The organism is Catellatospora coxensis (genome assembly GCF_016862635.1).
Taxonomy (GTDB): domain Bacteria; phylum Actinomycetota; class Actinomycetes; order Mycobacteriales; family Micromonosporaceae; genus Catellatospora; species Catellatospora coxensis.
This window is the reverse complement of sequence record NZ_BONI01000054.1, coordinates 18,381-43,339: the sequence shown is the minus strand read 5'-3', so window position 1 is coordinate 43,339 and position 24,959 is coordinate 18,381. Positions and strand designations below refer to the sequence as shown.

General features: G+C 71.3%; 25 protein-coding genes. 17 read left to right on the top strand and 8 right to left on the bottom strand.

Annotated features, from left to right (window positions below):
* The first annotated feature begins 166 nt into the window (after positions 1-166).
* From Cco03nite_RS27825 to Cco03nite_RS27785, 9 genes are all read left to right on the top strand, one after another.
* Positions 167-1,081: a Rossmann-like and DUF2520 domain-containing protein gene (locus tag Cco03nite_RS27825; RefSeq protein ID WP_203695266.1), complete on the top strand. Its 915-nt coding sequence runs from the start codon at positions 167-169 to the stop codon at positions 1,079-1,081.
* A complete protein-coding gene (panC, locus tag Cco03nite_RS27820; RefSeq protein WP_203695264.1) occupies positions 1,078-1,926 on the top strand; it encodes a pantoate--beta-alanine ligase in 849 nt (282 codons plus the stop codon). The genes Cco03nite_RS27825 and panC overlap by 4 nt, the downstream gene beginning before the upstream one ends.
* On the top strand, positions 1,926-2,354 hold the full coding sequence (gene panD, locus Cco03nite_RS27815) for an aspartate 1-decarboxylase (RefSeq protein WP_203695262.1): 429 nt from the start codon (positions 1,926-1,928) through the stop codon (positions 2,352-2,354). The genes panC and panD overlap by 1 nt, the downstream gene beginning before the upstream one ends.
* A 142-nt stretch (positions 2,355-2,496) precedes the next feature.
* Positions 2,497-3,378, top strand: a complete 882-nt coding sequence (locus Cco03nite_RS27810; RefSeq protein ID WP_203695260.1) for a septum formation family protein — start codon at positions 2,497-2,499, stop codon at positions 3,376-3,378.
* Between the two features lie 75 nt (positions 3,379-3,453).
* A complete protein-coding gene (locus Cco03nite_RS27805) occupies positions 3,454-4,353 on the top strand; it encodes a septum formation family protein (protein WP_203695258.1) in 900 nt (299 codons plus the stop codon).
* Between the two features lie 85 nt (positions 4,354-4,438).
* On the top strand, positions 4,439-5,326 hold the full coding sequence (locus Cco03nite_RS27800) for a septum formation family protein (protein WP_203695256.1): 888 nt from the start codon (positions 4,439-4,441) through the stop codon (positions 5,324-5,326).
* A 114-nt stretch (positions 5,327-5,440) separates the two neighbouring features.
* Entirely contained in the window at positions 5,441-7,240 is a 1,800-nt protein-coding gene (locus tag Cco03nite_RS27795; RefSeq protein ID WP_203695299.1) for an L-aspartate oxidase, read from the top strand.
* Positions 7,237-8,118, top strand: coding sequence for a carboxylating nicotinate-nucleotide diphosphorylase (nadC, locus tag Cco03nite_RS27790; protein WP_203695254.1), 882 nt, complete (start codon positions 7,237-7,239; stop codon positions 8,116-8,118). Before Cco03nite_RS27795 ends, nadC begins: the two co-directional genes overlap by 4 nt.
* Before the next feature lie 7 nt (positions 8,119-8,125).
* Entirely contained in the window at positions 8,126-8,890 is a 765-nt protein-coding gene (locus tag Cco03nite_RS27785) for a type III pantothenate kinase (RefSeq protein WP_203695252.1), read from the top strand.
* Here Cco03nite_RS27785 and Cco03nite_RS27780 read toward each other — a convergent pair.
* Complete coding sequence (locus tag Cco03nite_RS27780; RefSeq protein ID WP_203695250.1) at positions 8,880-9,608, bottom strand: class I SAM-dependent methyltransferase; 729 nt, start codon at positions 9,606-9,608, stop codon at positions 8,880-8,882. The genes Cco03nite_RS27785 and Cco03nite_RS27780 overlap by 11 nt on opposite strands.
* A gap of 594 nt (positions 9,609-10,202) precedes the next feature.
* On the opposite strand from Cco03nite_RS27780, the gene Cco03nite_RS27775 reads away from it, so the two are divergent.
* On the top strand, positions 10,203-10,553 hold the full coding sequence (locus tag Cco03nite_RS27775; protein ID WP_203695248.1) for a histone-like nucleoid-structuring protein Lsr2: 351 nt from the start codon (positions 10,203-10,205) through the stop codon (positions 10,551-10,553).
* A gap of 410 nt (positions 10,554-10,963) precedes the next feature.
* Positions 10,964-13,492 (top strand): ATP-dependent Clp protease ATP-binding subunit, encoded by a 2,529-nt coding sequence (locus tag Cco03nite_RS27770; RefSeq protein WP_203695246.1) that lies wholly within the window; start codon positions 10,964-10,966, stop codon positions 13,490-13,492.
* Between the two features lie 54 nt (positions 13,493-13,546).
* Here Cco03nite_RS27770 and Cco03nite_RS27765 read toward each other — a convergent pair whose 3' ends face one another.
* Together Cco03nite_RS27765 and Cco03nite_RS27760 are read right to left on the bottom strand one after the other, a co-directional pair.
* Positions 13,547-14,395: a polysaccharide deacetylase family protein gene (locus Cco03nite_RS27765; RefSeq protein WP_203695244.1), complete on the bottom strand. Its 849-nt coding sequence runs from the start codon at positions 14,393-14,395 to the stop codon at positions 13,547-13,549.
* A gap of 58 nt (positions 14,396-14,453) precedes the next feature.
* Positions 14,454-15,338 carry an iron-sulfur binding domain-containing protein gene (locus Cco03nite_RS27760; RefSeq protein ID WP_203695242.1) on the bottom strand — a complete coding sequence of 295 codons (885 nt, stop codon included), beginning with the start codon at positions 15,336-15,338 and terminating at the stop codon, positions 14,454-14,456.
* A gap of 55 nt (positions 15,339-15,393) precedes the next feature.
* On the opposite strand from Cco03nite_RS27760, the gene Cco03nite_RS27755 reads away from it, so the two are divergent.
* The 3 genes from Cco03nite_RS27755 to Cco03nite_RS27745 all read left to right on the top strand — a co-directional run bounded on the left by Cco03nite_RS27755 (position 15,394) and on the right by Cco03nite_RS27745 (position 17,302).
* Positions 15,394-15,924 (top strand): glycine cleavage system transcriptional repressor, encoded by a 531-nt coding sequence (locus tag Cco03nite_RS27755; protein WP_203695240.1) that lies wholly within the window; start codon positions 15,394-15,396, stop codon positions 15,922-15,924.
* Between the two features lie 46 nt (positions 15,925-15,970).
* Positions 15,971-16,513, top strand: coding sequence for a peptide deformylase (gene def, locus Cco03nite_RS27750; RefSeq protein ID WP_203695238.1), 543 nt, complete (start codon positions 15,971-15,973; stop codon positions 16,511-16,513).
* Between the two features lie 69 nt (positions 16,514-16,582).
* Positions 16,583-17,302 (top strand): hypothetical protein, encoded by a 720-nt coding sequence (locus Cco03nite_RS27745; RefSeq protein WP_203695237.1) that lies wholly within the window; start codon positions 16,583-16,585, stop codon positions 17,300-17,302.
* 485 nt (positions 17,303-17,787) lie between these two features.
* On the opposite strand, the gene disA is transcribed toward Cco03nite_RS27745, so the two are convergent.
* The 5 genes from disA to Cco03nite_RS27720 form a co-directional block, all read right to left on the bottom strand.
* Positions 17,788-18,894, bottom strand: a complete 1,107-nt coding sequence (disA, locus tag Cco03nite_RS27740; protein WP_373314343.1) for a DNA integrity scanning diadenylate cyclase DisA — start codon at positions 18,892-18,894, stop codon at positions 17,788-17,790.
* 54 nt (positions 18,895-18,948) lie between these two features.
* A complete protein-coding gene (gene radA, locus Cco03nite_RS27735; RefSeq protein WP_203695233.1) occupies positions 18,949-20,370 on the bottom strand; it encodes a DNA repair protein RadA in 1,422 nt (473 codons plus the stop codon).
* Positions 20,371-20,395: 25 nt separating this feature from the next.
* On the bottom strand, positions 20,396-21,115 hold the full coding sequence (locus tag Cco03nite_RS27730) for a copper chaperone PCu(A)C (RefSeq protein WP_203695231.1): 720 nt from the start codon (positions 21,113-21,115) through the stop codon (positions 20,396-20,398).
* Positions 21,116-21,167: 52 nt separating this feature from the next.
* On the bottom strand, positions 21,168-21,968 hold the full coding sequence (locus tag Cco03nite_RS27725) for a UbiA family prenyltransferase (protein ID WP_203695230.1): 801 nt from the start codon (positions 21,966-21,968) through the stop codon (positions 21,168-21,170).
* Positions 21,969-22,114: 146 nt separating this feature from the next.
* On the bottom strand, positions 22,115-22,540 hold the full coding sequence (locus Cco03nite_RS27720) for a hypothetical protein (protein ID WP_203695228.1): 426 nt from the start codon (positions 22,538-22,540) through the stop codon (positions 22,115-22,117).
* A 296-nt stretch (positions 22,541-22,836) separates the two neighbouring features.
* Between Cco03nite_RS27720 and Cco03nite_RS27715 the strand changes: the two genes are divergently transcribed.
* From Cco03nite_RS27715 to ispF, 3 genes are all read left to right on the top strand, one after another.
* Positions 22,837-23,322 (top strand): CarD family transcriptional regulator, encoded by a 486-nt coding sequence (locus Cco03nite_RS27715; RefSeq protein WP_120317389.1) that lies wholly within the window; start codon positions 22,837-22,839, stop codon positions 23,320-23,322.
* Positions 23,323-23,348: 26 nt separating this feature from the next.
* Entirely contained in the window at positions 23,349-24,050 is a 702-nt protein-coding gene (ispD, locus tag Cco03nite_RS27710) for a 2-C-methyl-D-erythritol 4-phosphate cytidylyltransferase (RefSeq protein ID WP_275412079.1), read from the top strand.
* Between the two features lie 78 nt (positions 24,051-24,128).
* Entirely contained in the window at positions 24,129-24,626 is a 498-nt protein-coding gene (gene ispF, locus Cco03nite_RS27705; RefSeq protein ID WP_203695225.1) for a 2-C-methyl-D-erythritol 2,4-cyclodiphosphate synthase, read from the top strand.
* Positions 24,627-24,959: the final 333 nt, after the last annotated feature.

Here is a 24,959-nt window from a genome sequence, read left to right as displayed (position 1 = left end):
GCGGTCACGAAAGGCGCTCCCGGGACGTGGTTCCGGGGGCGCTTCTCGTTGTGCAGATGTGAACGTCGTGCGGCAGTGCGGTTTCGCACAGTCTCTGTCCAGTGATCAGGACACGGGGTCATACTTGCCCCGACCGGTACCCCGAAGAAGAGGACTGGATCAGATCATGAGTGCTGAGCTCACCATCGGTGTGATCGGCGCCGGCCGGGTCGGCGCGGTCCTCGCCGCCGCCCTGCGGGGCGCGGGGCATCGGGTAGTCGCCGCTTCGGGCGTGTCCGCCGCGGCCAAGCACCGCATCCGCACCCTGCTCCCGGGTGCGCAGAATCTTCCCGCCGACGAGGTGGCCCGCGCCGCGACCGATCTGCTGATCATCGCAGTGCCCGACGACGCGCTGGCCGGCGTCGTGACCGGGCTGGCCGCCACCGGCGCGCTGCGACCGGGCCAGGTCGTGGCGCACACCTCGGGTGCGCACGGGCTGGCCGTGCTGGCCCCGGCCACCGCGGTCGGCGCTCGCGCGCTGGCGCTGCACCCCGCGATGACCTTCACCGGCACCGCCGCCGACCTCGACCGGCTGCCCGGCATCTCGTACGGGATCACCGCCGCCGACGGCACCGTGCGGGCCCTGGCCCAGGCGCTCGTCGCCGACCTGGCCGGCAGCCCGGAGTGGATCGCCGAGGACCGCCGCGCGCTCTACCACGCGGGCCTAGCCCACGGCGCGAACCACCTGGTCACCCTCGTCAACGAGGCGGCCGACCGGCTGCGCGACGCGGGCGTGCTGAGCCCGGAGAAGGTGCTCGGCCCGCTGCTCACGGCCGCGCTGGAGAACGCGCTGCGCATGGGCGACTCGGCCATCACCGGACCGGTGTCGCGCGGTGACGCGGGCACCGTCGCCCGGCACGTGCAGGAGCTGGCCCGCACCGCCCCCGACTCGCTCCCGGCGTACGTCGCGCTCGCCCGGCGCACCGCGGACCGCGTGATCGCGAACGGTCGGCTGCGCCCGGTCGACGCCGAGCCGCTGCTGGGTGTGCTGGCCGATCCGGCCGCCGCCGACGCCGGGCAGCTCGGCGAGGCGGCCAAGTGACCGCCGTCGTACGCACCCGCGAGGAGCTGGCCGCGGCCCGCTCGGCCGCGCGGGGCTCGGTCGCCGTGGTGATGACCATGGGCGCGCTCCACGAGGGCCACGCCACGCTGCTGCGGGAGGCCCGCCAGCACGCCGATGTCGTGCTGGCCACGATCTTCGTGAACCCGCTGCAGTTCGGCCCGAACGAGGACCTGGCCCGCTACCCGCGCACCTTCGACGCCGACCTGGCGGTGTGCGCGGCCGAGGGCGTGGACCTGGTCTTCGCGCCGACCCCCGAGGTGATGTACCCGGGCGGCCGGCCGCAGGTGACCGTGCACCCGGGCCCGCTGGGCGAGGTGCTGGAGGGGGCGGTGCGCCCCGGCCACTTCGCGGGCGTGCTGACCGTGGTCGGCAAGCTGCTCCTGCTCACCCGCCCGGACCTGGCGTTCTTCGGGGAGAAGGACTACCAGCAGCTCACGCTGATCAAGGCCATGGTGCACGACCTGGAACTCGGGGTGGAGATCGTCGGGGTGCCGACGGTCCGGGAGCCGGACGGGCTGGCCCTGTCCAGCCGCAACCGCTACCTGAGCGGGGCGGAACGGGAGACCGCGCTCGCCCTGTCCCGGGCGCTGCGGGCGGGGGCCGCCCGGCGGGAGCCCGCGGCGGTGCTGGCCGCCGCGCGGGCCGAGCTGGCCGGCGTGGACGTGGACTACCTGGCCCTGCGTGGGGTCGACCTGAGCGAAGATCCGGGTCCGGGACAGGCGCGGCTGCTGGTCGCGGCCCGCGTCGGCACGACCCGGCTGATCGACAACCTGCCCGTCCAGCTGGACGGTGCGGCCACGACGACCGAGGAAGAGCCGGCCTGATGTTCCTGCGCACCATGTTCAAGTCCAAGATCCACCGTGCCACGGTGACCCAGGCCGACCTGCACTACGTCGGCTCGGTCACCATCGACGAGGATCTGATGGACGCCGCCGACCTGCTGGCCGGCGAGCAGGTCGCGATCGTGGACATCACCAACGGGGCGCGGCTGGAGACGTACGTCATCCCGGGCGAGCGGGGCACCGGCGTGATCGGCATCAACGGCGCGGCGGCGCACCTGGTCAAGCCCGGTGACCTGGTCATCCTCATCTCGTACGCGCAGGCCGACGAGGCCACCGCCCGCTCGTACACCCCGCGGGTGGTGCACGTGGACGCGGACAACCGGATCATCTCGCTCGGCGCGGACCCGGCCGAGGCCGTGCCCGGCATGGTGGGCGACGTCGTCCGCGGCGACCTGACGATGAGCCGTTAGATCGATCGCTTTGGCTGTGTTGCCCACCTCTAGCTGCGGATTCGTACATCGGATGTGATCCGGCTCTCGGCCGTTAGGCCGATCCGGTCACGATGACCATCGCTTAGGCTCGCCCAGGCTCTATGACCTGGGAGGATGGGCGATGCGGGGACGCCTTACGGTCGGCACGATGCTGGCCGCACTGTTGACGAATCTGGCGCTGGCCGGCTGCGGGACCGCGCTGCCGGCCGAGGTGGACCAGAAGCTGACCGACGACTGGGTGAAGGTCGCCGACGTCAAGGGCTGGGTGCCCGAGGCGGGCGTCTGCCTCGGCGTCGTGTCCAGGGACACCGGCCGCTACACCGACGCGGTCGTCGACTGCGCCAAGTCGCACTACGGCGAGGTCGTGCACGTCGGCGAGTTCAAGGGCCTGACGACCTCGCCCGGCCCGAAGGACAACGCCGCGGCGCTCGCCGAGTGCGACAAGGAGGCCGCGACCTACCTGGGCCGCGCCTGGAGCCTGGCGCGCCTGGAGATGACGCTGGCCGTGCCGACCCCGACCGCCTGGGACGGCGGCGCGCGCTGGTTCCGGTGCGACCTCGCCGAGGTCTCCTCGGTGTTCGACGAGCGGGACTGGGTGCAGCGCACCGGCAGCCTGAAGGGCGACGTGCCGGCCGCGCTGCTGGTCGGCTGCACGCACTCCCAGGACAAGGGCGAGACCATCGTCAAGATGCCCGAGGTGGCCTGCGGCAAGGCGCACAACAGCGAGTTCGTCGGCGCCTACCGGGCGAGCCTGAGCACGGCGTACCCGAAGTCCGACCGGCAATGGAACGTCATCCACGACAAGTGCCAGGACCTGGCCGCGAAGTTCCTGGGCGTCAGCGCGAGCAGCGCGAGCCGGATCGGCGTCATCTCCAGCCCGAACAGCGCGGAGTCCTGGGCCGCCGGCGACCACATGGTCCGCTGCGCGATCTTCTTCTACGACGGCAAGACGATGAAGAAGTCGGCCAAGGGGACCAAGGGCAAGGGCGTTCCGGGCTGGTAGAAGGCCGACAGCACCGCTGTTGCGGCCGCCTTCCGTCCGTTAGGCTCCCGGGCGGACGTCTGGGAGGGACGACACATGGCATGGAGGCGGAGGATCGCCGCCGGTGCGGCCGTCTGCGCACTGGCGGCTCCGTTGGCGCTGGCCGGCTGTTCCTCGCCGGTTCCCGGCGTGGACGGCAAGCTCGCCGACGACTGGGCGAGCCTGCCCGCGGCGCAGGTGTTCACGCCCAGCGCCGAGGTGTGCCATGAGAAGGCGTACGAGCAGACCGGCCGGGCCACCGCGTACCGGCCGGTCGACTGCGCCACGGAGCACTACGGCGAGACGGTCTACGTCGGCACGCTGACCGGCGCCGCCGCCGCGCTGGCCGGTCCGCCGGAGGCCGACGACGCCGCGGTCGCGGGCGCGTTCGCCGAGTGCGACGAGCGGGCCACCGCGTTCGTCGGCCGGCAGTGGCGCGACGGCCGCCTCACCCTCGACCTGACCCTGCCCTCGGCCGCGGCCTGGCAGGGCGGTGCCCGGTGGTACCGCTGCGAGCTCAACGAGCTGACCACGGTCACCGACAAGGCCGACTGGGTCCGCCGCACCGGCAGCCTGCGCGGCTCGCTGCCGGCACCGCTGCTGCTCACCTGCTTCGCCGAGAGCGGCAAGAACGGCTCGGTGGACACCATGCCGGAGACCGACTGCGCCAAGTCGCACAACGCGGAGTACGTCGGCACCTTCACCGCCGCGGCCAACCGCAAGTACCCGGCGAGCGAGGCGGACTGGGACTACTTCCACGACAACTGCCGCAAGGCGATGGCCACGTTCATCGGCGTCAGCGTGAGCGCGACCAGCAAGTACGGCGTGATCTCGTGGCCGTACAGCAAGGCGACCTGGGCCGGCGGCGACCGCGGCGTGCGCTGTTACCTGTGGCTGGAGACCAAGAAGATGACCGGCTCGGCCAAGGGCACCGCGGGCAAGGGCATCCCCGGCTGACCGGTGGACCGGATACGCGTCGAACCCGCTGGCGTGCATGAAATATGCTCCCCATTCATGTTCGGCATGGCTTGGGGAGGCACTGATGCGTGAGGTGATCGGCCGTAGGGTCGCAGGGGTCGTGCTGGTCACGGCTGCCCTGCTGGCCACATCGGCCTGCGGGGGGCAGCTGCCGGCGGGAGCCGACGGCGACCTCACCAACCAGTGGGCGGCGATGCCCGCCGCGCAGAGCTGGCGTCCTGAGGAGGCCAAGTGCGCCGACGGCTTCCGCGACGTCAGCTACCGCTCGTCGTACAAGCCGGTCGAGTGTGACCAGAGCCACACCTACGAGACCGTTGCCGTCGCCGACTTCACCGGCGAGGCGGCCTCGCGCACCACGGTGCCGTCGGAGGGCTCGCCGGACATGCGCGCGGCCTGGGCCGACTGCGACAAGCGCGTCAACGACTTCCTCGGCGGCGACTGGCGCTCCGGCGCCCTGTGGTTCGGCGTCTCGGTGCCGTCGCCGGCCGGCTGGGACGGCGGCGCGCGCTGGTACCGCTGCGAGCTGACCGCGCTGGACGGCCAGTACGGCGACCCGGTGGCCCGTACCGCCTCGCTCAAGGGCGAGTTCACCAAGGTGTCCGCGCTGAAGTTCGGCTGCTACCAGTACGGCTCCAGGCTGGTCGCGACCGCCTGCAACAAGGCCCACAACGCCGAGTTCGTCGGCGTGTGGAACGCGGGCACCACCGCCTTCAGCAGCCTGAGCGGCATGAAGACGCGGATCGCCAAGGAGTGCCGCACGCTGGTCGCCAAGTTCGTGAAGGTGCCCAACGACTCGAACATCAGCTACCGCACCGGTGTGGTGTGGAACTGGCCGTCGAAGTCCGACTGGGAGGCCGGCGACCACGGCGTCCGCTGCCACCTCTGGCTGGACAAGAAGAAGCTCACGAAGTCGCTCCGCAACGGCGGCACGAAGGTCCTGCCGACCAACTGACCCGACATTCGCACCCGTCCCCGGCCCTGTGCCGGGGGCGGGTGAGGGGTGTCACGTGGGGTCGAGGGTGAACGGCGGGCTGCGGCGCGGTTGACTGTGCTGGTGCGCAAGGCGTTGACAGTCCCGGTTGATCTTCCGGTGTTGCCCCGGGCGTTGCCCGCGCGGCCCGCGAGCTGGTTCGAACCCACCGACGTGGTGGTGATCGGGTCCGGCATCGCCGGCCTGACCGCGGCGCTGCACCTGCGTGAGGCAGGCCTGCACGTCACCGTGGTGACCAAGGTCAATATCGATGACGGCTCCACCCGCTGGGCCCAGGGCGGCATCGCGGCCGTGCTGGACCCGCTGGACACCCCGGCCGCCCATGCTCAGGACACCCTGGTCGCGGGCGTCGGCCTGTGCGACCCCGCCGCGGTCGACGTGCTGGTCACCGAGGGCCCGGCCCGGGTACGCGAACTGATCAAGATGGGCGCGGAGTTCGACCGCCACCCGGACGGCTCGCTGATGCTGACCCGTGAGGGCGGCCACCACGCCAACCGCATCGTGCACGCGGGCGGCGACGCGACCGGCGCCGAGGTGCAGCGGGCGCTGCACGCCGCGGTGCGCCGCGACCCGTGGATCCGCCTCGTCGAGCACGCGCTGGTGCTCGACCTGCTGCGCGACGCCGCGGGCCGGGCCTGCGGAGTGACCCTGCACGTGCTCGGCGAGGGCACCGAGGACGGCGTCGGAGCCGTGCTCGCCCGCGCCGTGGTGCTCGCCACCGGCGGGCTGGGCCAGATCTTCGCGGCCACCACCAACCCGATCGTGTCCACCGGCGACGGCGTCGCGCTGGCGCTGCGGGCCGGGGCGGACGTCACCGACCTGGAGTTCGTGCAGTTCCACCCGACGTCGCTCTACCTGCCGAACAACCGGACCGCGCAGCAGCCGCTGGTCAGCGAGGCGCTGCGGGGCGAGGGGGCGTATCTGGTCGACGGGGACGGCAAGCGGTTCATGGTCGGGCAGCACGAGCTGGCCGAGCTCGCGCCCCGCGACGTCGTCGCCAAGGGCATCCACCGGCAGATGCTGGCCTCGGGCACCGATCACGTCTATCTGGACGCCCGGCACGTGCCCGACCTCGCCCACCGGTTCCCGACGATCACGGCGTACTGCCTGGCTGCGGGTGTGGACCCGACGGTGGACCTGATCCCGGTGGCCCCGGCCGCGCACTACGCCTCCGGCGGGGTCCGCACCGACCTGGACGGCCGCACCAGCATCCCCGGCCTGTACGCCTGCGGCGAGGTCGCCTGCACCGGCGTGCACGGCGCGAACCGCCTGGCCTCGAACTCGCTGCTGGAAGGCCTGGTCTTCGCCCGCCGCATCGCCGCGGACATCACCCGCGACCTGCCGCCGCAGACCGACCCGGTGCTCGACGACCCGGCCGGTGTTCCGGAGGCACCGACGGGCGCTTCGCCGCAGACCCCGGCGACCGCGTCGTCCGGCGGCTCGGATGCCGAGGTGCCGGCCAGGCCGGCCGGCCTGCTGGGCGATCCGGCAGCCGGCGGTCTGGCCTGGACACCGCACGGCCTGGTCGCCGCGGGCGGGCCCCCGGTGGACCTGGCCGAGCGCCGGCGGGAGCTGCAGCGGGCGATGACCCGGGGCGCGGGCGTGCTGCGCAGCGCGGAGACGCTGGCCGAGACGGCCCGGGTGCTTCGCGAAGTGGGCACGCCGCCGCTGCCGGGGCGCACCGCGGGCTGGGAGTTCGCGAACCTGCTGACGGTGGCGAGCGCCCTGGTCGCGTCGGCGTCCCTGCGCGCCGAGACGCGCGGGTGCCACTGGCGCGAGGATCATGCAGAGGCGGACGACGGCTGGCGGGGGCACCTGTTCCCCGGCTTCGCCGAGGACGGCACGACGACGGATACGTGGGAGGCGATGGCGTGAGGGACACGACGCAGGCGCAGCTGCTCAAGGCGGGGCTGGACCCGGACGAGGTGCAGCGGATCGTGGCGAACGCGCTGCGCGAGGACCTGGGGCCGGACCGGCTCGACGTGACCAGCGTGGCGACCATCCCGGAGACCCAGGTCGACACCGCGGACCTGATCGCCCGGGAGGCCGGCGTGCTCGCCGGGCTGGCCGTGGCGGAGCTGGTGTTCGAGCTGGCCGGGCCGGGGGCCGAGGTGACCGTGCACGCGGCCGACGGCGACACGGTGGCGCGCGGCGACGTGCTCGCCACGATCACCGGGCCGACCCGCACCCTGCTGTCGGCCGAGCGCACCGCGCTCAACGTGCTCTGCCGCATGTCCGGGGTGGCCACGCACACCCGCCGCTGGGTGGAGCAGCTCGCCGGCACCAAGGCGCTGGTGCTGGACACCCGCAAGACCACCCCCGGCCTGCGGCCGCTGGAGAAGTACGCGGTCCGCGCGGCGGGCGGCACGAACAAGCGCATGGGCCTGTACGACGTCGCCATGATCAAGGACAACCACAAGCTCGCGGCGGGCTCCATCACCGCGGCGTACGACCTGGTCCGGAAGAACTTCCCGGACGTGCCGGTGCAGGTCGAGGTGACCACGCTGGCCGAGGCGCAGGAGGCGGTGGCCGCCGGGGCGACGTTCCTGCTCTGCGACAACATGTCCCCGCAGCTGCTGCGCGAGGTCGTCGCGGCGGTCGGTGAGCGGGCCGAGCTGGAGGCCACCGGCGGCCTGACGTTGCAGGTCGCCGCCGAGTACGCGGCCACCGGCGTCGACTACCTGTCGGTGGGGGCGCTCACCCACTCGTCGCCTATCGTGGACATCGCCTTGGACCTCCGAGCGCGGAAGTAGACGTCGGGTGCTGCTCTGTATCGACATCGGTAACACCAACACGGTGCTCGCCACCTTCGAGGGCGACAAGATCGTGCACTCGTGGCGGGTGAAGACCGACGCCCGCAACACCGCCGACGAGCTCGGCCTGATGTTCCGCGGCCTGCTGGCCGGGGACAACGTCGAGATCACCGGGGTGGCGGCCTGCTCGACCGTGCCCGCCGCGCTGCGCTCGCTGCGCACCATGCTGGGCCGCTACTACGCGGGGCTGCCCGCGGTGGTGGTGGAGCCGGGGGTGAAGACGGGTGTGCAGCTGGCCATCGACAACCCGAAGGAGGTGGGCGCCGACCGTGTGGTGAACACGCTGGCGGCGCACACCCTCTTCGGCGGGCCGGCGATCGTCGTCGACTTCGGCACCACCACCAACTTCGACGTGATCAGCGCCCGCGGCGAGTTCCTCGGCGGCGCGTTCGCCCCGGGCATCGAGATCTCGTTCGACGCGCTCGCGGCGCGGGCCGCCCAGCTGCGCAAGGTCGAGCCCGCCCAGCCCCGCTCGGTGATCGGCAAGAACACGGTCGAATGCCTGCAGGCCGGTATGTACTTCGGCTTCGCCGGCCAGGTGGACCGCATCGTCGAGCGGATGATCGAGGAGCTGGGCGGGGTGACCGCGGTGATCGCCACGGGCGGGCTCGCGCCGGTGGTGATGGGCGAGTGCCGCACCATCACCCATCACGAGCCGATGATCACCCTGATCGGCCTGCGCATGGTGTACGAGCGGAACGTCAGCGCCTGACCGTCCGGCACACGGTGGTGACGTAGGGCAGCGCGAAGCTCTCCCGCCCGGCCAGGTCGGGGTGCGTCGCGCACAGGTCGGTCACCTGGTCGCGCAGCCGCTGCCGCACGTCCTCGGTCGCGACGAGATACCAGGACCGGGTGGCGATGAGGTCCAGCAGGCCCTGCGGGGTCTGCGTGACGGCGTGCCGGAACGTCGCCCACTCGGCCGGTGCGAACAGCGGCCCGAAGTCGGCCTCGTCGGTCCGGTGGGCGCGGGCCGACTGGACGATCTCGTCCAGTCGGCGGACCCAGTCGACGCTCAGGTCGCGGTCGTTGCGCAGGGGCGCGAACACGCCGTCGGGGCGCAGCACCCGGGCGATCTCCGGGTGCGCCCGCACCTTGTCGAACCAGTGGTACGCGGTGCCCACGACGACGGCGTCGGCATACCCGTCGGGCAGCGGGATCGACTCCGCCGAGCCTTCCCGCGCCTCGGTTCCCGGGGTGGCCGCGTGCAGCGCGGCGCGCATGGCCGGGTCCGGCTCCACCGGCACGACCTCGAATCCGGCGGCCAGCGCGACCCGGGTCAGCTGCCCTGTGCCCGCGCCGAGGTCCACCACCCGGCCCGGGGCGGTGCCGATCGCCCAGGCCAGCGCCTCGGCCGGATAGCTCGGCCGGGACTGCTGGTATGCCTGCGCCACCGCGCCGAATGAGAGCCGGTGCTCTTCGATGTCGTCCATGCGTTCCTCCCGTGGGTGTCGTCATAGCGCCCGGCCAACCCTAGTGCCGCGCGCGGTGGGGCGAATTGCCCGGTGCTCCCGTGGTCCGGTCGACAGGCTCAGTCGGGCCCGGGCGGATACGCCGCGCCCGGCCGCCGGAAATGGCGTGCGCGCGCTGGATCGATCGCTGCCGCGCGGGCGGCGAGGCGCGCCGTGCATTCGACGGTCGGAAAGGCGGCCGCGCGCAGGGTCATCGTGTCGTCGCAGAGCGCGAATGGTTGGGTCGGTGCAACGGCTGGTGCCCGTCCGGCTGCGCTGTGCGAGCGCGCTCGTACGCCGGTATGCCGTGCTTCCGGGTCACAGGAACCGGTATCCACCGTCGTCCGGGTCACCTGCCCAATGGCGCGGAGAATCCGTTTTCCCTTGTCAGAGGATAATCGACCCGGTCGCTCTGTGACTTTGCGCCGCGCCCGACGATCGTATACCGAATAATAAGTCACGCCGGAATTGATCCGCTGTCAATGAGTGGCTATCCTGGCGAGCGCTTCCTCTATGAATTCATGGCACGCCCTGGACTGACGGGGAGGATGCGGGGCGGCGAGAAAGGATGACCGTATGGCCAGGCGCGAGATTGTGGTGCTGGCGGACGACCTCGATGGTTCCGAGGGCGACGTCCGCAGTGTGAGGTTTGGATTCGAAGGCGCCAATTACGAGATCGACCTCGGCCCGGCGAACCACGACAAGCTGGCCCTGGCGTTGGCGCCGTTCGTGGCCGCCGCGCGCAAGGAGAGCGGTCGTCGTGGACCCGCCGCGGCTCCCAAGGCGAAGGCGCCGACTGCGGCCGAGCAGCGTGCCTTCAACCAGCGGGTGCGGGATTGGGCCAAGGGACAGGGTGAGGCGGTCAACGACCGGGGCCGGGTGCCGGCAAAGGTGATCGAGGCGTACTACGCCGCGGGCCTGCGCTAGTCCTTGTGAGGTTTGCGGCTTTTGCCGGATTGACGGTACGACGCGAAGGTTGCGTATTTCCTTCGCTTCGTACCGTTTTTCATGTATTCGGGCCTGCGCCGGGCGGCTCGGCCAGGATGTGGACACCGATATTTCGCTGTGCGCGTAGCGGTCCTGGATGCGGAACAGCCGCGAGCGAGGCAAGGTTGGCTCTGATGCCAGCCACGTCGGCGGTTTGCAGGGGCAGATGCCCTGTTTCCTCCGCTTTCAAGTCGACGGTAAGCGACCTGATGGTTACCCAACGGTGACCGGACGAGCGTTTCCGGCGGGCCGACATGGTCGGGGTCTGGCGTTAGAGTGAGTGAAACAGCTTCGCCGCCGCGGATCTCCGGCAGGGGTTCGAGGAACTGAGGCGTAGGTGAGGAGCGGGAATGTTCGAGCGGTTCACCGACCGGGCGCGTCGGGTGGTCGTCCTGGCCCAAGAAGAAGCCAGGATGCTCAACCACAACTACATCGGCACGGAGCACATCCTGCTCGGCCTCATCCACGAGGGTGAGGGCGTCGCGGCGAAGGCGCTGGAAAGTCTCGGCATCTCGCTGGAGGGCGTGCGCCAGCAGGTAGAGGAGATCATCGGCCAGGGCCAGCAGGCGCCGAGCGGGCACATCCCGTTCACGCCGCGGGCCAAGAAGGTGCTTGAGCTGTCCCTGCGCGAGGCGCTGCAGCTCGGCCACAACTACATCGGCACCGAGCACATCCTGCTCGGTCTGATCCGCGAGGGCGAAGGCGTCGCGGCCCAGGTGCTGGTGAAGCTCGGCGCCGACCTCAACCGGGTGCGCCAGCAGGTCATCCAGCTCCTCTCGGGCTACCAGGGCGGCAAGGAGCCGGCCGCGGCCGGCACCGCCACCGGCGAGGCCGCTCCGTCCACCAGCCTCGTGCTGGACCAGTTCGGTCGCAACCTGACCCAGTCGGCGCGGGAGGGCAAGCTCGACCCCGTGATCGGCCGGGAGAAGGAGATCGAGCGGGTCATGCAGGTGCTGTCCCGCCGCACCAAGAACAACCCGGTGCTGATCGGTGAGCCCGGCGTCGGCAAGACCACCGTGGTCGAGGGCCTGGCCCAGAAGATCGTCAAGGGCGAGGTGCCCGAGACGCTGAAGGACAAGCAGCTCTACACGCTGGACCTCGGCGCGCTGGTGGCCGGCTCGCGCTACCGCGGTGACTTCGAGGAGCGCCTGAAGAAGGTGCTCAAGGAGATCCGCACGCGCGGCGACATCATCCTGTTCATCGACGAGATCCACACCCTGGTCGGCGCGGGCGCCGCCGAGGGCGCGATCGACGCCGCCAGCATCCTCAAGCCCATGCTGGCCCGCGGCGAGCTGCAGACCATCGGCGCGACCACGCTGGACGAGTACCGCAAGCACCTGGAGAAGGACGCCGCGCTGGAGCGCCGCTTCCAGCCGATCCAGGTCGGCGAGCCCTCGGTGGCGCACACCATCGAGATGCTCAAGGGCCTGCGCGACCGCTACGAGGCGCACCACCGGGTCACCATCACCGACGCGGCCCTGGTCGCGGCGGCGAACCTGGCCGACCGGTACATCTCCGACCGCTTCCTGCCGGACAAGGCGATCGACCTGATCGACGAGGCCGGCGCCCGGATGCGCATCCGCCGCATGACCGCGCCGCCGGACCTGCGCGACTTCGACGAGAAGATCGCCCAGGTGCGCCGCGACAAGGAGTCCGCGATCGACGCGCAGGACTTCGAGCGGGCCGCGCAGCTGCGCGACAAGGAGAAGCAGCTCCTGGGCCAGAAGGGCGAGCGGGAGAAGCAGTGGAAGGCCGGTGACCTGGACGTCGTCAGCGAGGTGGACGACGAGCAGATCGCCGAGGTCCTGGCCAACTGGACCGGCATCCCGGTGTACAAGCTGACCGAGGAGGAGACCTCCCGCCTGCTGCGCATGGAGGACGAGCTGCACAAGCGGGTCGTCGGCCAGATCGACGCGGTCAAGGCGGTCTCCAAGGCGATCCGGCGCACCCGGGCCGGCCTCAAGGACCCGAAGCGCCCGTCCGGCTCGTTCATCTTCGCCGGCCCGTCCGGCATCGGTAAGACCGAGCTGTCCAAGGCGCTCGCGGAGTTCCTGTTCGGCAGCGAGGACGCGCTGATCCAGCTGGACATGTCCGAGTTCCACGACCGGTACACGGTGTCCCGCCTGGTCGGCGCCCCGCCCGGATACGTCGGCTACGACGAGGGCGGCCAGCTGACCGAGAAGGTGCGCCGCCGGCCGTTCTCGGTGGTCCTGTTCGACGAGATCGAGAAGGCCCACCCGGACGTCTTCAACACGCTGCTGCAGATCCTGGAGGACGGTCGCCTGACCGACGGCCAGGGCCGCATCGTGGACTTCAAGAACACCGTGATCATCCTGACCACCAACCTGGGCACCCGGGACGTGGCCAAGGCGGTCTCGCTGGGCTTCCAGAAGTCCGAGGACGCCGAGTCGAACTACGAGCGGATGAAGGTCAAGGTCAACGACGAGCTGAAGACGCACTTCCGCCCGGAGTTCCTGAACCGCATCGACGACACCATCGTCTTCCACCAGCTCACCGAGGTGGAGATCCTCTCGATCGTGGACATCATGATCAAGCGGATCGAGAACCAGCTGCGCAACAAGGACATGGGCCTGGAGCTCACCGACAACGCCAAGAAGTACCTGGCGAAGAAGGGCTTCGACCCGGTCCTGGGCGCCCGGCCGCTGCGCCGGACGATCCAGCGCGAGCTGGAGGACACGCTCAGCGAGCGGATCCTGTTCCAGGAGCTCAAGCCCGGTCAGCACGTGCTGGTCGACTGCGAGGGCGACCCGGAGCAGATCGAGACGGCGAAGCTGACCTTCGCGGCATCGCAGAAGGCGGCCGCTCCCGAGGTCCCCGAGGCCCCGGCCGAGCCGGTCGGCAGCGACGCCGCCGCGTAAACGAGCGCAAGAGAAGAGGGGCACCGCGCGAGCGGTGCCCCTCTTCGTATGCGCTCAGCCGATGTAGTCCTCCAGCAGGGCGGGCGTCAGGCCCGACTTGTAGATCGCGTTCAGGGCGCCCAGCAGGTCGTCCATCAGGGCCGGGCGGAAGTGCATCAGCAGCACGTCGCCGGGCTGCACGACCTTCTTGGCGGTCTGGTACCGCACGATGCCCTTGTCGACCGTCTGCGTCCAGAAGAACGCCGCCTGCGCCCCGCAGTCGTGCGCGGCCTTCAGCGTCGTGGCGTCCTTGTTGCCGAACGGGGGCCGGAACAGCGTCGGCCGACGGCCGAACAGCTGCTCCAGCTTGTCCGCCGACCCGCAGATCTCCTTCTTCTGGAAGTCGTACGACTTGCCCTTCAGCGACGTGTGCGTGATCGTGTGGTTCTCGACCATGCCGCCCGCCTCCTGGATCGCCTTGAAGTACGCCGTGTACTTCGTGGCCGCGGGGGAGTTGAGGAACATCGTCACCGGGATCTTGGCCTGCCGGATGAACTCGATGACCTCCGGCTTACGCGACAGCGCACCGTCGTCGATGGTGATGAAGGCGACCTTGTTCGTGGTCGGCACCTTGAACAGCCACATGGCCGACGAGCTCTCCGGCACCTTGACCCGGTGCGGGGCCGGTGCGGGCGGGAACTTGGGCGCCTTGTCCAGATACCACTGCAGGGACTTGACCGCCGCGGGCGACGCCTGCACCGAAGGGCTGGGCGAAGCGCTGGGGCTGGGCGAGGCCGACGGCGTCGGACTGGTTTCGGGGCCGGCGAAGGTCGGATCCGGTCCGGCGCTCTTGCACGCGGCGGGCGCGAGGAAGGCGGTCAGCAGGAACACGGCAATGGCGCGGCGTACGGGGGTGGAGGCCACGCCCGGACTCTATCCAGGCTGAGTGAATCCGCAATACCACGGAAAGTTCAAGGCCGAGTCATAAATCGGCGGGAACACGCCCGGGCAGGCTGAAACGCTCCCCCCGGGGCACCACGAGACCGTCGGCCAGCAGGCTGTCCAGGGCCCGCTCCCGCTGCACCTGATCCGGCCACACCACGTCCAGGGCCGGCTTCGGCACGGGCCCCGCCGCCTGCCGCAGCACCGCCAGCAGCAGACCGCGCACCTGGCGGTCGGTGCCCGCGTAGCGCTGCGGCTTGCGGGACGGGCCCGCCGGCAGCGCCGCGCCCGAGCGCCGCCACGCGCACCGCTCCCGCAGCGGGCAGTCCCCGCACCGGGGCGTACGCGCCGTGCACAGCACCGCGCCCAGCTCCATGAACGCGGCACTGGCGCGCGCGGCCGCCGCCACGTTCTGCGGCAGCAGCGACTCGACCAGGGTCAGATCCGCCGGGGTGGTGGCCGCGCCGGCATCGGCCAGCCCGCTCACCGCCCGCGCCGCGACCCGCCGCACGTTCGTGTCCACCACCGGATGGCGCTGCCCGTACGCGAACGCCAGCACCGCCCGCGCCGTGTAGTCCCCGACGCCGGGCAGCGCCAGCATCTGGTCCAGCCGTCGCGGCACCTCGCCGCCGTGCCGCTCCACCAGCGCCGTCGCGCACGCGTGCAGCCGCATCGCCCGCCGGGGATAGCCCAGCCGCCCCCAGGCCCGGATCGCCTCGCCCGAGTCCTCCGCGGCGAGATCCGCCGGCGCGGGCCAGCGGGCCACCCACTCCCGCCACACCGGCAGCACCCGCACGACAGGCGTCTGCTGGAGCATGAACTCGCTGATCAGCACCGGCCAGGCACCGATCTCGGGAGCCCGCCAGGGCAGATCACGCGCGTTGACGTCGTACCACGCAGTGGTCAGCGAGGCGAGTTCGGACATGCGCTCCACCCTACTGGTGCACAATGCCCGCAGGAGCGAGCGTCGAGGAGCAGGCATGACTGACGTGCACGGAGCCGAACTGGCCGTCACCGTGATCGGACCGGACCGCACCGGGATCGTCGCCGACGTCGCCGAGGCGCTGGCCAGGCTGGGCGCGAACCTCACCGACTCCACGATGACCCGGCTGCGCGGCCACTTCGCGATGACCCTGATCTGCACCGCGCAGGCCAGCGCCACCGAGGTCGAGGCCGCCCTGCTGCCGCTGTCCGCGGACGGCCAGCTGCTGGTCACGGTCCGCGACGTCGGACCCGACGAGCCGCCGCACAACGGCGGCCTGCCGTACCTGCTCAGCGTGCACGGCGCGGACCGGCTCGGCATCGTCGCGGCGGTGACCCGGGTCGTCGCCGACGCCGGTGGCAACGTCACCGACCTGTCCACCCGCCTGGTCGGCCCGCTGTACCTGCTCGTCGCCGAGGTCGACCTGCCCGAAGGCGTGCCCGGCGAGCTGACCAAGCGGCTCGCGCACGTCGCCGACGAACTCGGCGTCGAGGTCAACCTGCGCCCCGCCGGGGCGGACGTCTTATGAGCGGCACGCAAACCCACGACGGCGACCGGCACGGCGAGGAGGCGGCGTGAGCATCGAAGGCTGGGACATCACCGCGCTGGGCACGGGCCGGGCGCTGCCCGTCGTCACCGCGCCGGAACCGGTGCTGAGCCGCGTCGGCGAGCCCGTGGACCCGACCGACCCGCAGATCGTGGCGCTCGCCGCCGACCTGGTCGCGACCATGGCCGTGTCGCCCGGCTGCGTCGGCCTGGCCGCCCCGCAGGTCGGCGTCAGCGTGCAGCTGTTCGCCGTGGACGTCACCGGCCACCCCAAGGCGGCCACCCTGCACGGCGCGTTCGTGCTCGCGAACGCGGTGATCGTGGAGGCCAGCCGGTGGCGGCCGGGCCGCGAGGGCTGCATGTCCGTGCCCGACCTCACCGGCGACGTCAAACGCGCCGGTCGCATCGTCGTCACCGGCGAACTGCCTGGCAGCGGCCGCAAGGTGACGATCACCACCGATGCCTTCGAGGCCCGTGCGCTCCAGCACGAGATCGACCACTGCAACGGACTGCTCTTTTTGGACAAGGTGAGCGGAGCGCACGCGATCTATCAGCGGAAAGTCTATCTGTGACACGGAGTTCGCCCGCTGAGCGTGTCGCGTAGTGCGTGTCGTGATCGAGGGCGCTAGCGTGAGCACATCATGAGACTGATAGTGGGTCCGCTGCCCGCAGCCGTCTACTGGCGACGCCGCGCCATGGTGCTCGGTGCGCTGCTGGCTGCCGTACTCATGATCACCCTTGTGGTGCGCGGCACCGGCAGCGGCGGCGCCCAGCAGCCCACCGCCAACGGCACGCCCACCAGCGCCGGTGCGTCGCCCGCCTCGGCAGCCGTCGAGCCCACCGGGACCCCGACCGCGTCGCCCACCGACGGCGTCATCACGCCGGTCTCCGAGCTGACGCCGTCGCCGACCGCGCCGGAGGGTGAGGGAGAGGGCGAAGGCGAGGGGGAGGTCGACCCGAACGCCTGCACGGACACCGAGATCAAGGTGACCGCGAAGCCCGCCCAGACGACTCTCAAGCGCGGCAACGACCTGCTCATCACACTGCTGATCAAGAACGTCTCGCAACGGACCTGCACTCGTGACGTCGGCGCGGATCTCCAGGAACTTCGCATTCTGAAGAGCACTGAGAAGGTCTGGTCGAGTGACGACTGCGGGGGGCCGCGGGGGCACGAGGTGCGGTCGTTCCCGCCGGCGCATGAGCGGTCGTACACGGTGGTGTGGAACGGGCATTCTAGTTCGGCTTGCGAGAAGTCGATCAAGAGGGTGCCGGATGGGCCGGTTCCTGGTGCTGGTGAGTATCGGCTGTATGCGCGGGTCGGGACGGCGATTTCTGCTTCGGTGACGTTGAAGCTTACGTAGGTGGGGTCGCGGAGCCGGGGGAATCCTCTTGGCGCTGGGGCCGCAAAGGGCGCGGCCTTTTACGCGCCTACGAGGATTCCCCCGGCTCCGCTCCGGCCGTAGGTGCACGCCCGGCGGTGGTCAAGGTGAGTGGGGCAACCCAAGGTGAAAGCGACAGCCTTACCGGCCGACATGCCGTCCCCTGAGCAACGCGTAGCCACCACCACTGACGCCCCGAACTCATGTCGTCGGAGAACCGCAGAGTTCCCCCCGTTCACCATCCGAGGCTTCGTCGGGGCGGATGCTTGTCCTCTGTTACGCCCTGAGCCGGGTTCGTGGGGTGGGGCGGGAGGCTGTTGCTTAGTGGGAAAAGGGCGCTCTTTTTATCTGGTTACTTTGTGAGGGTGGCGTGGAGCGGGGGTTGGGGTCGAGGGCGTAAAAGGCCGCGCTCTTTGCGGCCCCAGCCCTCGACCCCAACCCCCGCGGAACGCCTACGCAGTCACGGCCTAGACGTAACGCTCGAGGATCGACGTCTCAGCAAGCCGGGAGAGCCCTTCCCGGACACCCCGGGCGCGGGCGTCGCCGACGCCGTCGACGGCCTGGAGGTCTTCGACGGTGGCGCCGAGGAGGCGCTGGAGGCTGCCGAAGTGGTCTACGAGGCGGTCGACTATGGCGCCGGGGAGGCGGGGGACTCGGGCCAGGAGGCGGAAGCCTCGGGGGCTGACGGCTGCGTCGAGGGCCTCGGTGGTGGCGGGGTAGCCCATGGCCTTGGCGACCGAGACGAGGTCGATCAGTTCGCTGGCGGTGAGCAGGTCGAGTTCGACCAGTGCCTCGTCGACGGTTCTGGTCTTGCGGTTCGGGGGCAGGTAGTCGCGGATGACGAGGGTGCGGTCGGCGTCCACGCCGGCCATCATCTCGTCGAGTTGGAGCGACAGGAGGCGGCCGTCTGTGCCGAGTTCGACGACGTAGCCGGCGATCTCGTCGGAGATGCGGCGGACCATTTCGAGGCGCTGTACGACGGCCAGGGCGTCGCGGACGGTGACCAGATCCTCGATCTCCAGGGCGGAGAGGGTGCCACTGACCTCGTCGAGGCGCAGCTTGTAGCGCTCGAGGGTGGCCAGGGCCTGGTTGGCCCGGGAGAGTATCTGACCGGAGTCGTCCAGGGTGTGCCGCTGGCCGGCCACGTACACGCCGATGATGTGCATCGACTGGCTGACCGAGATCACCGGGTAGCCGCTCTGCTTGGAGACGCGCTCGGCGGTGCGGTGCCGGGTGCCGGACTCCTCGGTGGGGATGGAGGCGTCGGGCATCAGGTGTACGGCGGCGCGCAGGATGCGGGTGCCGTCGGCGGAGAGCACGACGGCGCCGTCCATCTTGCACAGCTCACGCAGGCGCGTGGCGGAGAACTCGACGTCGAGCGGGAACCCGCCCGTGGCCAGGGTCTCGATGAGTTTGTCGTACCCGAGGACGATGAGGGCGCCGGTCCGGCCGCGCAGGATGCGCTCCAGGCTGTCGCGCAGAGGCGTGCCCGGAGCTACCCGTGCCAGGGTGGCGCGCAACGGATCACCGCCGACTGCGGCGGTGTTCCAGGTGGTGTCGCGATCGATCGGCACGGGCACAGTCTACGGGGGCCGCTGGAGACTGCCCGGCGGCCCGTGGTGGAAGCGTCACTCAGCGGACAACCGGGCAGCCCAGTGCAGTGCCGTACGCAGATCGGACACCTCTTCGACCCGCATGTCGCCGGCTGGGGTGCCGGTTGACGACGGTCCGCAACCGGGCGGCACCAGAGCGTATTTGAACCCGAGCCGGGCCGCCTCGGCGAGCCGCCGGGGGACCGCGCCGACGCGGCGCACCTCACCGGTGAGACCTACCTCACCGATGGCCGCGAGCCGGGGCGACATGGACAGGTTGAGCCCGGCAGAGGCGACGGCGAGCGCGACGGCGAGGTCGGCGGCGGGCTCCACGACCCGGATGCCGCCGACGGTCGCGGCGAACACCTCCTTGTCGTGCAGCGCCATGCGCTCGGTGCGCCGCTGGAGCACGGCCAGCACCATGGCCAGCCGGGCCGAGTCGAGGCCGGAGACGGTGCGCCGCGGCGACCCGGCCACGGTCGCCCCGATCAGCGCCTGCACCTCGGTGACCAGGGCGCGGCGGCCCTCCATGGCGACGGTGACGCAGGTGCCGGGGACCGGTTCGGCATACCGGGTGAGGAACAGCCCCGACGGGTCGGGCAGCGAGGCGATGCCGCTCTCGTGCATCTCGAAGCAGCCGACCTCGTCGGCCGCGCCGAAGCGGTTCTTCAGCCCGCGGACCAGCCGCAGCGAGGAGTGCTTGTCGCCCTCGAAGTGCAGCACCACGTCGACCAGGTGCTCCAGCACGCGGGGACCGGCCACGTTGCCGTCCTTGGTGACGTGGCCGACCAGCACGGCCGCGATGTTGCGCTCCTTGGCCACCGCGATCAGCGCTGCGGTGACCGCGCGCACCTGGGTGACGCCGCCGGGCACGCCGTCGTTGCCGGGGGCGGCGATGGTCTGCACGGAGTCGAGCACGAGCAGGCCCGGCTTGACCGCGTCGAGGTGGCCGAGCACCGCGGCCAGGTCGGTCTCGGCTGCGAGATAGAGCTGCTCGTGCAGGGTGTTCATGCGTTCGGCGCGCAGCCGGATCTGGCTGACGGACTCCTCGCCGCTGACGATGAGGGCGGGGCTGCCGGCCCCGGACGCCCACTGCTGGGCCACGTCGAGCAGCAGGGTGGACTTGCCGACGCCGGGCTCGCCGGCCAGCAGCACGACCGAGCCGGGCACGATGCCGCCGCCGAGCACGCGGTCGAGTTCGCTGACACCGGTGGCGACCGCGCGGGCGGGCACGGCGGAGATGGTGGCGATGGGCCGGGCGGGCTCGCTGGGCGAGCGGGGGGCGACGTTGCGCATCGCGCCGAGGGCCGGGCCGGTCGAGGCTTCGATGACCGAGCCCCACTCGCCGCATTCGGGGCAGCGGCCGAACCACTTGGGAGGCTGATGCCCGCACGCGTCACAGACGTATCCGGGGCGTGCGGGCTTCGCCGTCTTCGAGGAGGTGCTGCGCACAGTCACGTGCGCAACCTACCCCGTCGGTCTGTCAGTGGCCTTCGCCCTCGGTGCCGGGGCGGGTCGGCGGCGCGGTGGCGGGCAGGCGCGGCTCCGGGCTCAGCGGCGGCGCGAGCGGCACCTCGGTGCGCTCCGGGGTCTCGATGACCACGCCGTTGGAGAAGGTCAGCTTCAGGTGCACGCCCTCGCCGTTCGGCACCGGCTTCTTGAGCCCGGTCAGCGCCAGGAACTGGCCGCTGGCCGGGGTCAGCTCCAGGTAGCCCGCCGGCGGGATGGTGAGCTTCGCCGGGGCCGCGGTGGCCGGGCTCGGGCTGGCCTCGGGCTCCGGGCTGGCCTCCGCCTCCGGGGAGGGGCTGCCGGACGCCTTCGGCGACTTGCTCGCCGCGGGGCTCGGGGACTCGGCGGCCGGGCTCGGGCTCGCCTTCAGGTCGGCAGCCGTGGCCAGCTTGACGCCCGCGGCATCGTTGGACTCGAACTTGTCGAGCGTGATGGGCTGCTGGGTGTCGTTGAAGATGCGCAGCTGCAGCGGCGCCGTCGCACCCTGCGCGTAGCCGGCCGGCCCGGCGTAGACGAGCATCGCGTCCCGAACGGCGACGCTGCCGCCGTTCGGACCCGGCACGGTCAGGCTGAAGCCGGGCACGGCAGCCACCTGGTCGGCGGTCTGGGAGTTCATGCCGGCGCTGCAGCCGGTCAGGGCCAGGGCTGCGGCGGTGGCACCACCGGCCAGGAGCATGGTGATCGAGCGAGTCACGGGCTCAGCGTAGTGTCCGCCGATCGAGGCCACGCAGCCGACCCGCCGCCGATCACAGCGCGCCGCTGAGCACCAGCAGCGCCAGGTCCACGGCGGCCACGGCGAGCAGCGCGCGGAAGGCGGCGCGCGGTGCCGCGTACCAGCCGATGATGATCAGGACGACGGCCGTGAGCAGCGCGCCCAGCCCGGCCCACAGCGGCGGTCGCGCTCCGGCCAGCAGGGTCAGCGTCGCAGCCAGCAGCAGCCCGGACGCGGCGGCGAGGCTGCGCCGCGCGCCCAGCCGCTGGGGCAGGCCGCGGATCCCGGTGGCCGCGTCGTCGGCCAGGTCGGGCACCGCGTTGAGCAGGTGTGCCGCCCCCGCCAGCAGCGCCGCCGCGGCGACCAGCCACGCGGGCGGGGCCGGTGCGCCCGGCAGCGAGGTGCTGACGAAGATCACCAGGCTGGCGAAGGACACCAGGTAGGGCACGATCGACCAGGCGGTGGCCTTGAGCGGCCAGTTGTACAGGTGGGCCGAGAGCACGGCGGCGGCGAACCAGGCCCCCGCGGGCCAGCCCCACCAGACGCAGGCGGCGGCGGTCGCGGCGGCGGCCAGCACGGCCGCGACGGCGACGGTACGGCGACCCGCCGGGTCCCCGGCCAGTGGCTTGTCGGTCCGGCCCACGGCCGCGTCGCGCGCGGCGTCGATCGCGTCGTTGGCCCAGCCGACCGACAGCTGGCTCAGCGCCACCGTGCCCATGACCGCCGCGACGCCGCCGGGGGTGTGGCCCATGCCGACCGCCAGCAGGCCGCCGAACACGGTGACCGCGAGGGCGGGCAGGGGGTGGCAGGCGCGCAGCAGACCCAGCGGTGACATCAGAACAGTGTCGCCCCCAGACCCGCCCCACCGGCCCCGCCCCCACCGCACCGCCGCCGCCCAAGATCGCTCGACTTGCCTGACACCTGGGCGAAAGCGGCTTCAAGATACGCACGTCTGCCCGGCAAGTCGGACGGTCTTGACGGTCAGGGGCCTGGGAAGTGCTCGCTCGGCGGCAGGTGCCCCGTGGTCGGTGCCGTGGTGGGCGCGTCGGCCGGGGCGGAGACCGCCGGGCGCACGGGCGGGCCGGGCTGCGGGGTCTCCGGCGTCGTCCTGGTCAGGCCGGGCCAGGCGATGAGCAGCAGGCTCAGCAGCGTGATCACCACCGCGACGCCGAGCACGATGAGCGGCAGCACGAGCGAGGGCTGATCGGGATCGTCGATGCGCTCGGGCAGGTGCAGCCGCCGTCGCCAGCGGGCCCGCCAGGCCGCACGCCGGGCGGCCCTGGCTTCGGCCCGCAGTTCGTCCCTGACCCGCTCCGCCTCTTCGGCCAGCTCAGCGGGGTCATCGGGAATGACGACCTCACCCCACTCGGGCGGGAGGTCCGGAAGGCCGTTGCCCAGCGTGCCCATCGCCGGCTCCTCGCGCGTTCAGCACCGCGTCTCTCTACTGTCCCGCGTCGTACAGACTCACGCTAGTGGTGCATCGGAGGAGATTGAGGTCTGTTCGCGATGTGGACATCGACCCCACAGACGCCAATCAGTGCAGAAAAGGTCACTCAGCGTAGCGGAAGAAGCGGTGCGGAGCAGTGTCAAGCAGAAGAAATACGGCTCACAACGGGGGTGAGCTGCGCTAACTGTGCAAGACGGGCTGGGACTGCGCGGCACGCCCGTGTTACCCTAGACACAGCGAAAGGGGTTTCGTACCTATGGATTTCAGTGTCGGCGAGACCGTTGTCTACCCCCACCACGGGGCCGCACTCATCGAGGCTATCGAGACCCGCACCATCAAGGGCGAGGAAAAGCTATACCTCGTCCTTCGGGTTGCTCAAGGCGACCTGACGGTGCGGGTGCCCGCCGAGAACGCCGAGATCGTCGGCGTGCGTGAGGTGGTTGGCGAAGAGGGCCTGTCCAAGGTTTTCGACGTCCTCCGCGCCCCGCACACCGAGGAGCCGACCAACTGGTCGCGGCGCTACAAGGCGAATCTCGAGAAGCTCGCCTCGGGTAACCCGCTCAAGGTGGCGGAGGTCGTGCGTGACCTCTGGCGCCGTGAGCGTGAGCGTGGTCTGTCGGCGGGGGAGAAGCGGATGCTCGCCAAGGCTCGGGACATCCTCGTCGGCGAGGTCGCGCTCGCCGAGAAGAGCACCAAGGACGGAGCAGAGGTCCTCCTGGACAAGGTGCTCGCCGAGGCGTGACCCGCACAACGGCAGTGTCATCTGATATCGATAGCCGCGACGTTCCTGCGCCCCACCGGCGCAAGGACGTCGCGGTTCTCGTTCCCGCCGCGGGCATGGGCGTACGCCTCGGCGGCGGAACCCCGAAGGCTCTGCGCGAGCTGGCCGGCGAGCCGCTGCTGGTGCACGCGTGCCGCCGGCTCGGCCTGGCGCCCTCGGTAGCCATGATCGTCATCGCCGCGCCACCGGACGACGTGGCAGCGGTCCGCGCGCTGGTGCCCGGCGCCACGGTGGTGCCCGGCGGCGCGACCCGGCAGCAGTCGGTGGCCGCGGCGCTGGCCGTCGTGCCCGAGTCCATCGAGGTCGTGCTGGTGCACGACGCCGCCCGTGCGCTGACCCCGCCCGAGCTGGTCGAGGCGGTCGCCGCCGCGGTCCGCGCCGGCGCGGCCGCCGTGGTGCCCGCCCTGCCCGTGGTGGACACGATCAAGCGGGTCGACGCCGGCGAGCACGTCCTGGAGACCGTCGACCGCGCCCCGCTCCGCGTGATCCAGACCCCCCAGGGCTTCCCCCGCCAGACCCTGGTCCGTGCCCACGCCGAGGCGGTCGACGAACACACCGACGACGCCGGCATGGTCGAACGCCTGGGCCACAAGGTCCACTGCGTCCCCGGCAGCGACCTGGCCCTGAAGATCACCCGCCCCCTCGACCTCCTCATCGCCGAATCCCTCCTGGCCGCCCACCCCCTCTAGCGGGTCGATCATGAACCTGTGGAAGGGTTCGACGGTGTGTCGCCATCCTGGCGCCGTGATGATCTAGGAGGCGGGCCGGTGAGGGTCGGTATCGGTACGGATGTGCACGCGTTCGACAAGACCCGCCCGTGCTGGGTCGGCGGGCTGCTGTGGCCGGACGTGCCCGGACTCGCCGGCCACTCCGACGGCGACGTGATCGCGCACGCCGCGTGCAACGCGCTGTTCAGCGCGGCCGACCTGGGCGACCTCGGGGCGAACTTCGGCGTGGACCGGCCGGAGTGGTCGGGCGCGTCCGGGGTGACGCTGCTCACCGAGGCGGCACGGCTGGTACGCGCCGCCGGGTTCGAGATCGGCAACGTCTCCGTGCAGGTCGTCGGCAAGTACCCGAAGGTCGGCACGCGCCGGGACGAGGCGCAGCGGGTGCTGTCGGCCGCGGCGGGCGCCTCGGTCAGCGTCTCCGGCGCGACGACCGACGGGCTCGGTTTCACCGGCCGCGGCGAAGGGCTGGCGGCGATCGCGGTCGCGCTGGTGCTCCCGAATCTTGATCATGTTGTTGACCAGGTGATAAGCGGATAGTTGGCAATCCCGCCCGGTCCGAATTAGACTCGCTCCAGAAAGCACGACCGTCGTGATCGGACTTGAGGGCGAGTCGATCGTTTGATGTCGTGCAGTCGACACGAGGAGGAGCTGATCCGGTTCCTTCCGCTGCCGCCAGCCGAGCTGCCGTCGCGGAAGATACAACACCCGCCCGCCTTGGGTGTTGATTGATTGTCCGATCAGCCACATTGCCTGCTCTCCCCTTGCCTTGCACAGCGGGTTCGCCGAAGCTTCAGGATTAGCGTCAGCTGCGGCTTATCGCGTTCGGGCACCGGTGTCTGTACCGGGCCCGCTTCCTTTGGTTGGGCGGGA

What these genes read in the sequence shown, in the direction of transcription:
- Cco03nite_RS27825 (WP_203695266.1), top strand. Translation starts at nt 167, where the DNA reads ATGAGTGCTGAGCTCACCATCGGTGTGATCGGCGCCGGCCGGGTCGGC.
- panD (WP_203695262.1), top strand. Translation starts at nt 1,926, where the DNA reads ATGTTCCTGCGCACCATGTTCAAGTCCAAGATCCACCGTGCCACGGTG.
- Cco03nite_RS27810 (WP_203695260.1), top strand. Translation starts at nt 2,497, where the DNA reads ATGCGGGGACGCCTTACGGTCGGCACGATGCTGGCCGCACTGTTGACG.
- Cco03nite_RS27805 (WP_203695258.1), top strand. Translation starts at nt 3,454, where the DNA reads ATGGCATGGAGGCGGAGGATCGCCGCCGGTGCGGCCGTCTGCGCACTG.
- Cco03nite_RS27800 (WP_203695256.1), top strand. Translation starts at nt 4,439, where the DNA reads ATGCGTGAGGTGATCGGCCGTAGGGTCGCAGGGGTCGTGCTGGTCACG.
- Cco03nite_RS27780 (WP_203695250.1), bottom strand. Translation starts at nt 9,608, where the DNA reads ATGGACGACATCGAAGAGCACCGGCTCTCATTCGGCGCGGTGGCGCAG.
- Cco03nite_RS27775 (WP_203695248.1), top strand. Translation starts at nt 10,203, where the DNA reads ATGGCCAGGCGCGAGATTGTGGTGCTGGCGGACGACCTCGATGGTTCC.
- Cco03nite_RS27770 (WP_203695246.1), top strand. Translation starts at nt 10,964, where the DNA reads ATGTTCGAGCGGTTCACCGACCGGGCGCGTCGGGTGGTCGTCCTGGCC.
- Cco03nite_RS27760 (WP_203695242.1), bottom strand. Translation starts at nt 15,338, where the DNA reads ATGTCCGAACTCGCCTCGCTGACCACTGCGTGGTACGACGTCAACGCG.
- Cco03nite_RS27755 (WP_203695240.1), top strand. Translation starts at nt 15,394, where the DNA reads ATGACTGACGTGCACGGAGCCGAACTGGCCGTCACCGTGATCGGACCG.
- Cco03nite_RS27745 (WP_203695237.1), top strand. Translation starts at nt 16,583, where the DNA reads ATGAGACTGATAGTGGGTCCGCTGCCCGCAGCCGTCTACTGGCGACGC.
- Cco03nite_RS27725 (WP_203695230.1), bottom strand. Translation starts at nt 21,968, where the DNA reads ATGTCACCGCTGGGTCTGCTGCGCGCCTGCCACCCCCTGCCCGCCCTC.
- Cco03nite_RS27720 (WP_203695228.1), bottom strand. Translation starts at nt 22,540, where the DNA reads ATGGGCACGCTGGGCAACGGCCTTCCGGACCTCCCGCCCGAGTGGGGT.
- Cco03nite_RS27715 (WP_120317389.1), top strand. Translation starts at nt 22,837, where the DNA reads ATGGATTTCAGTGTCGGCGAGACCGTTGTCTACCCCCACCACGGGGCC.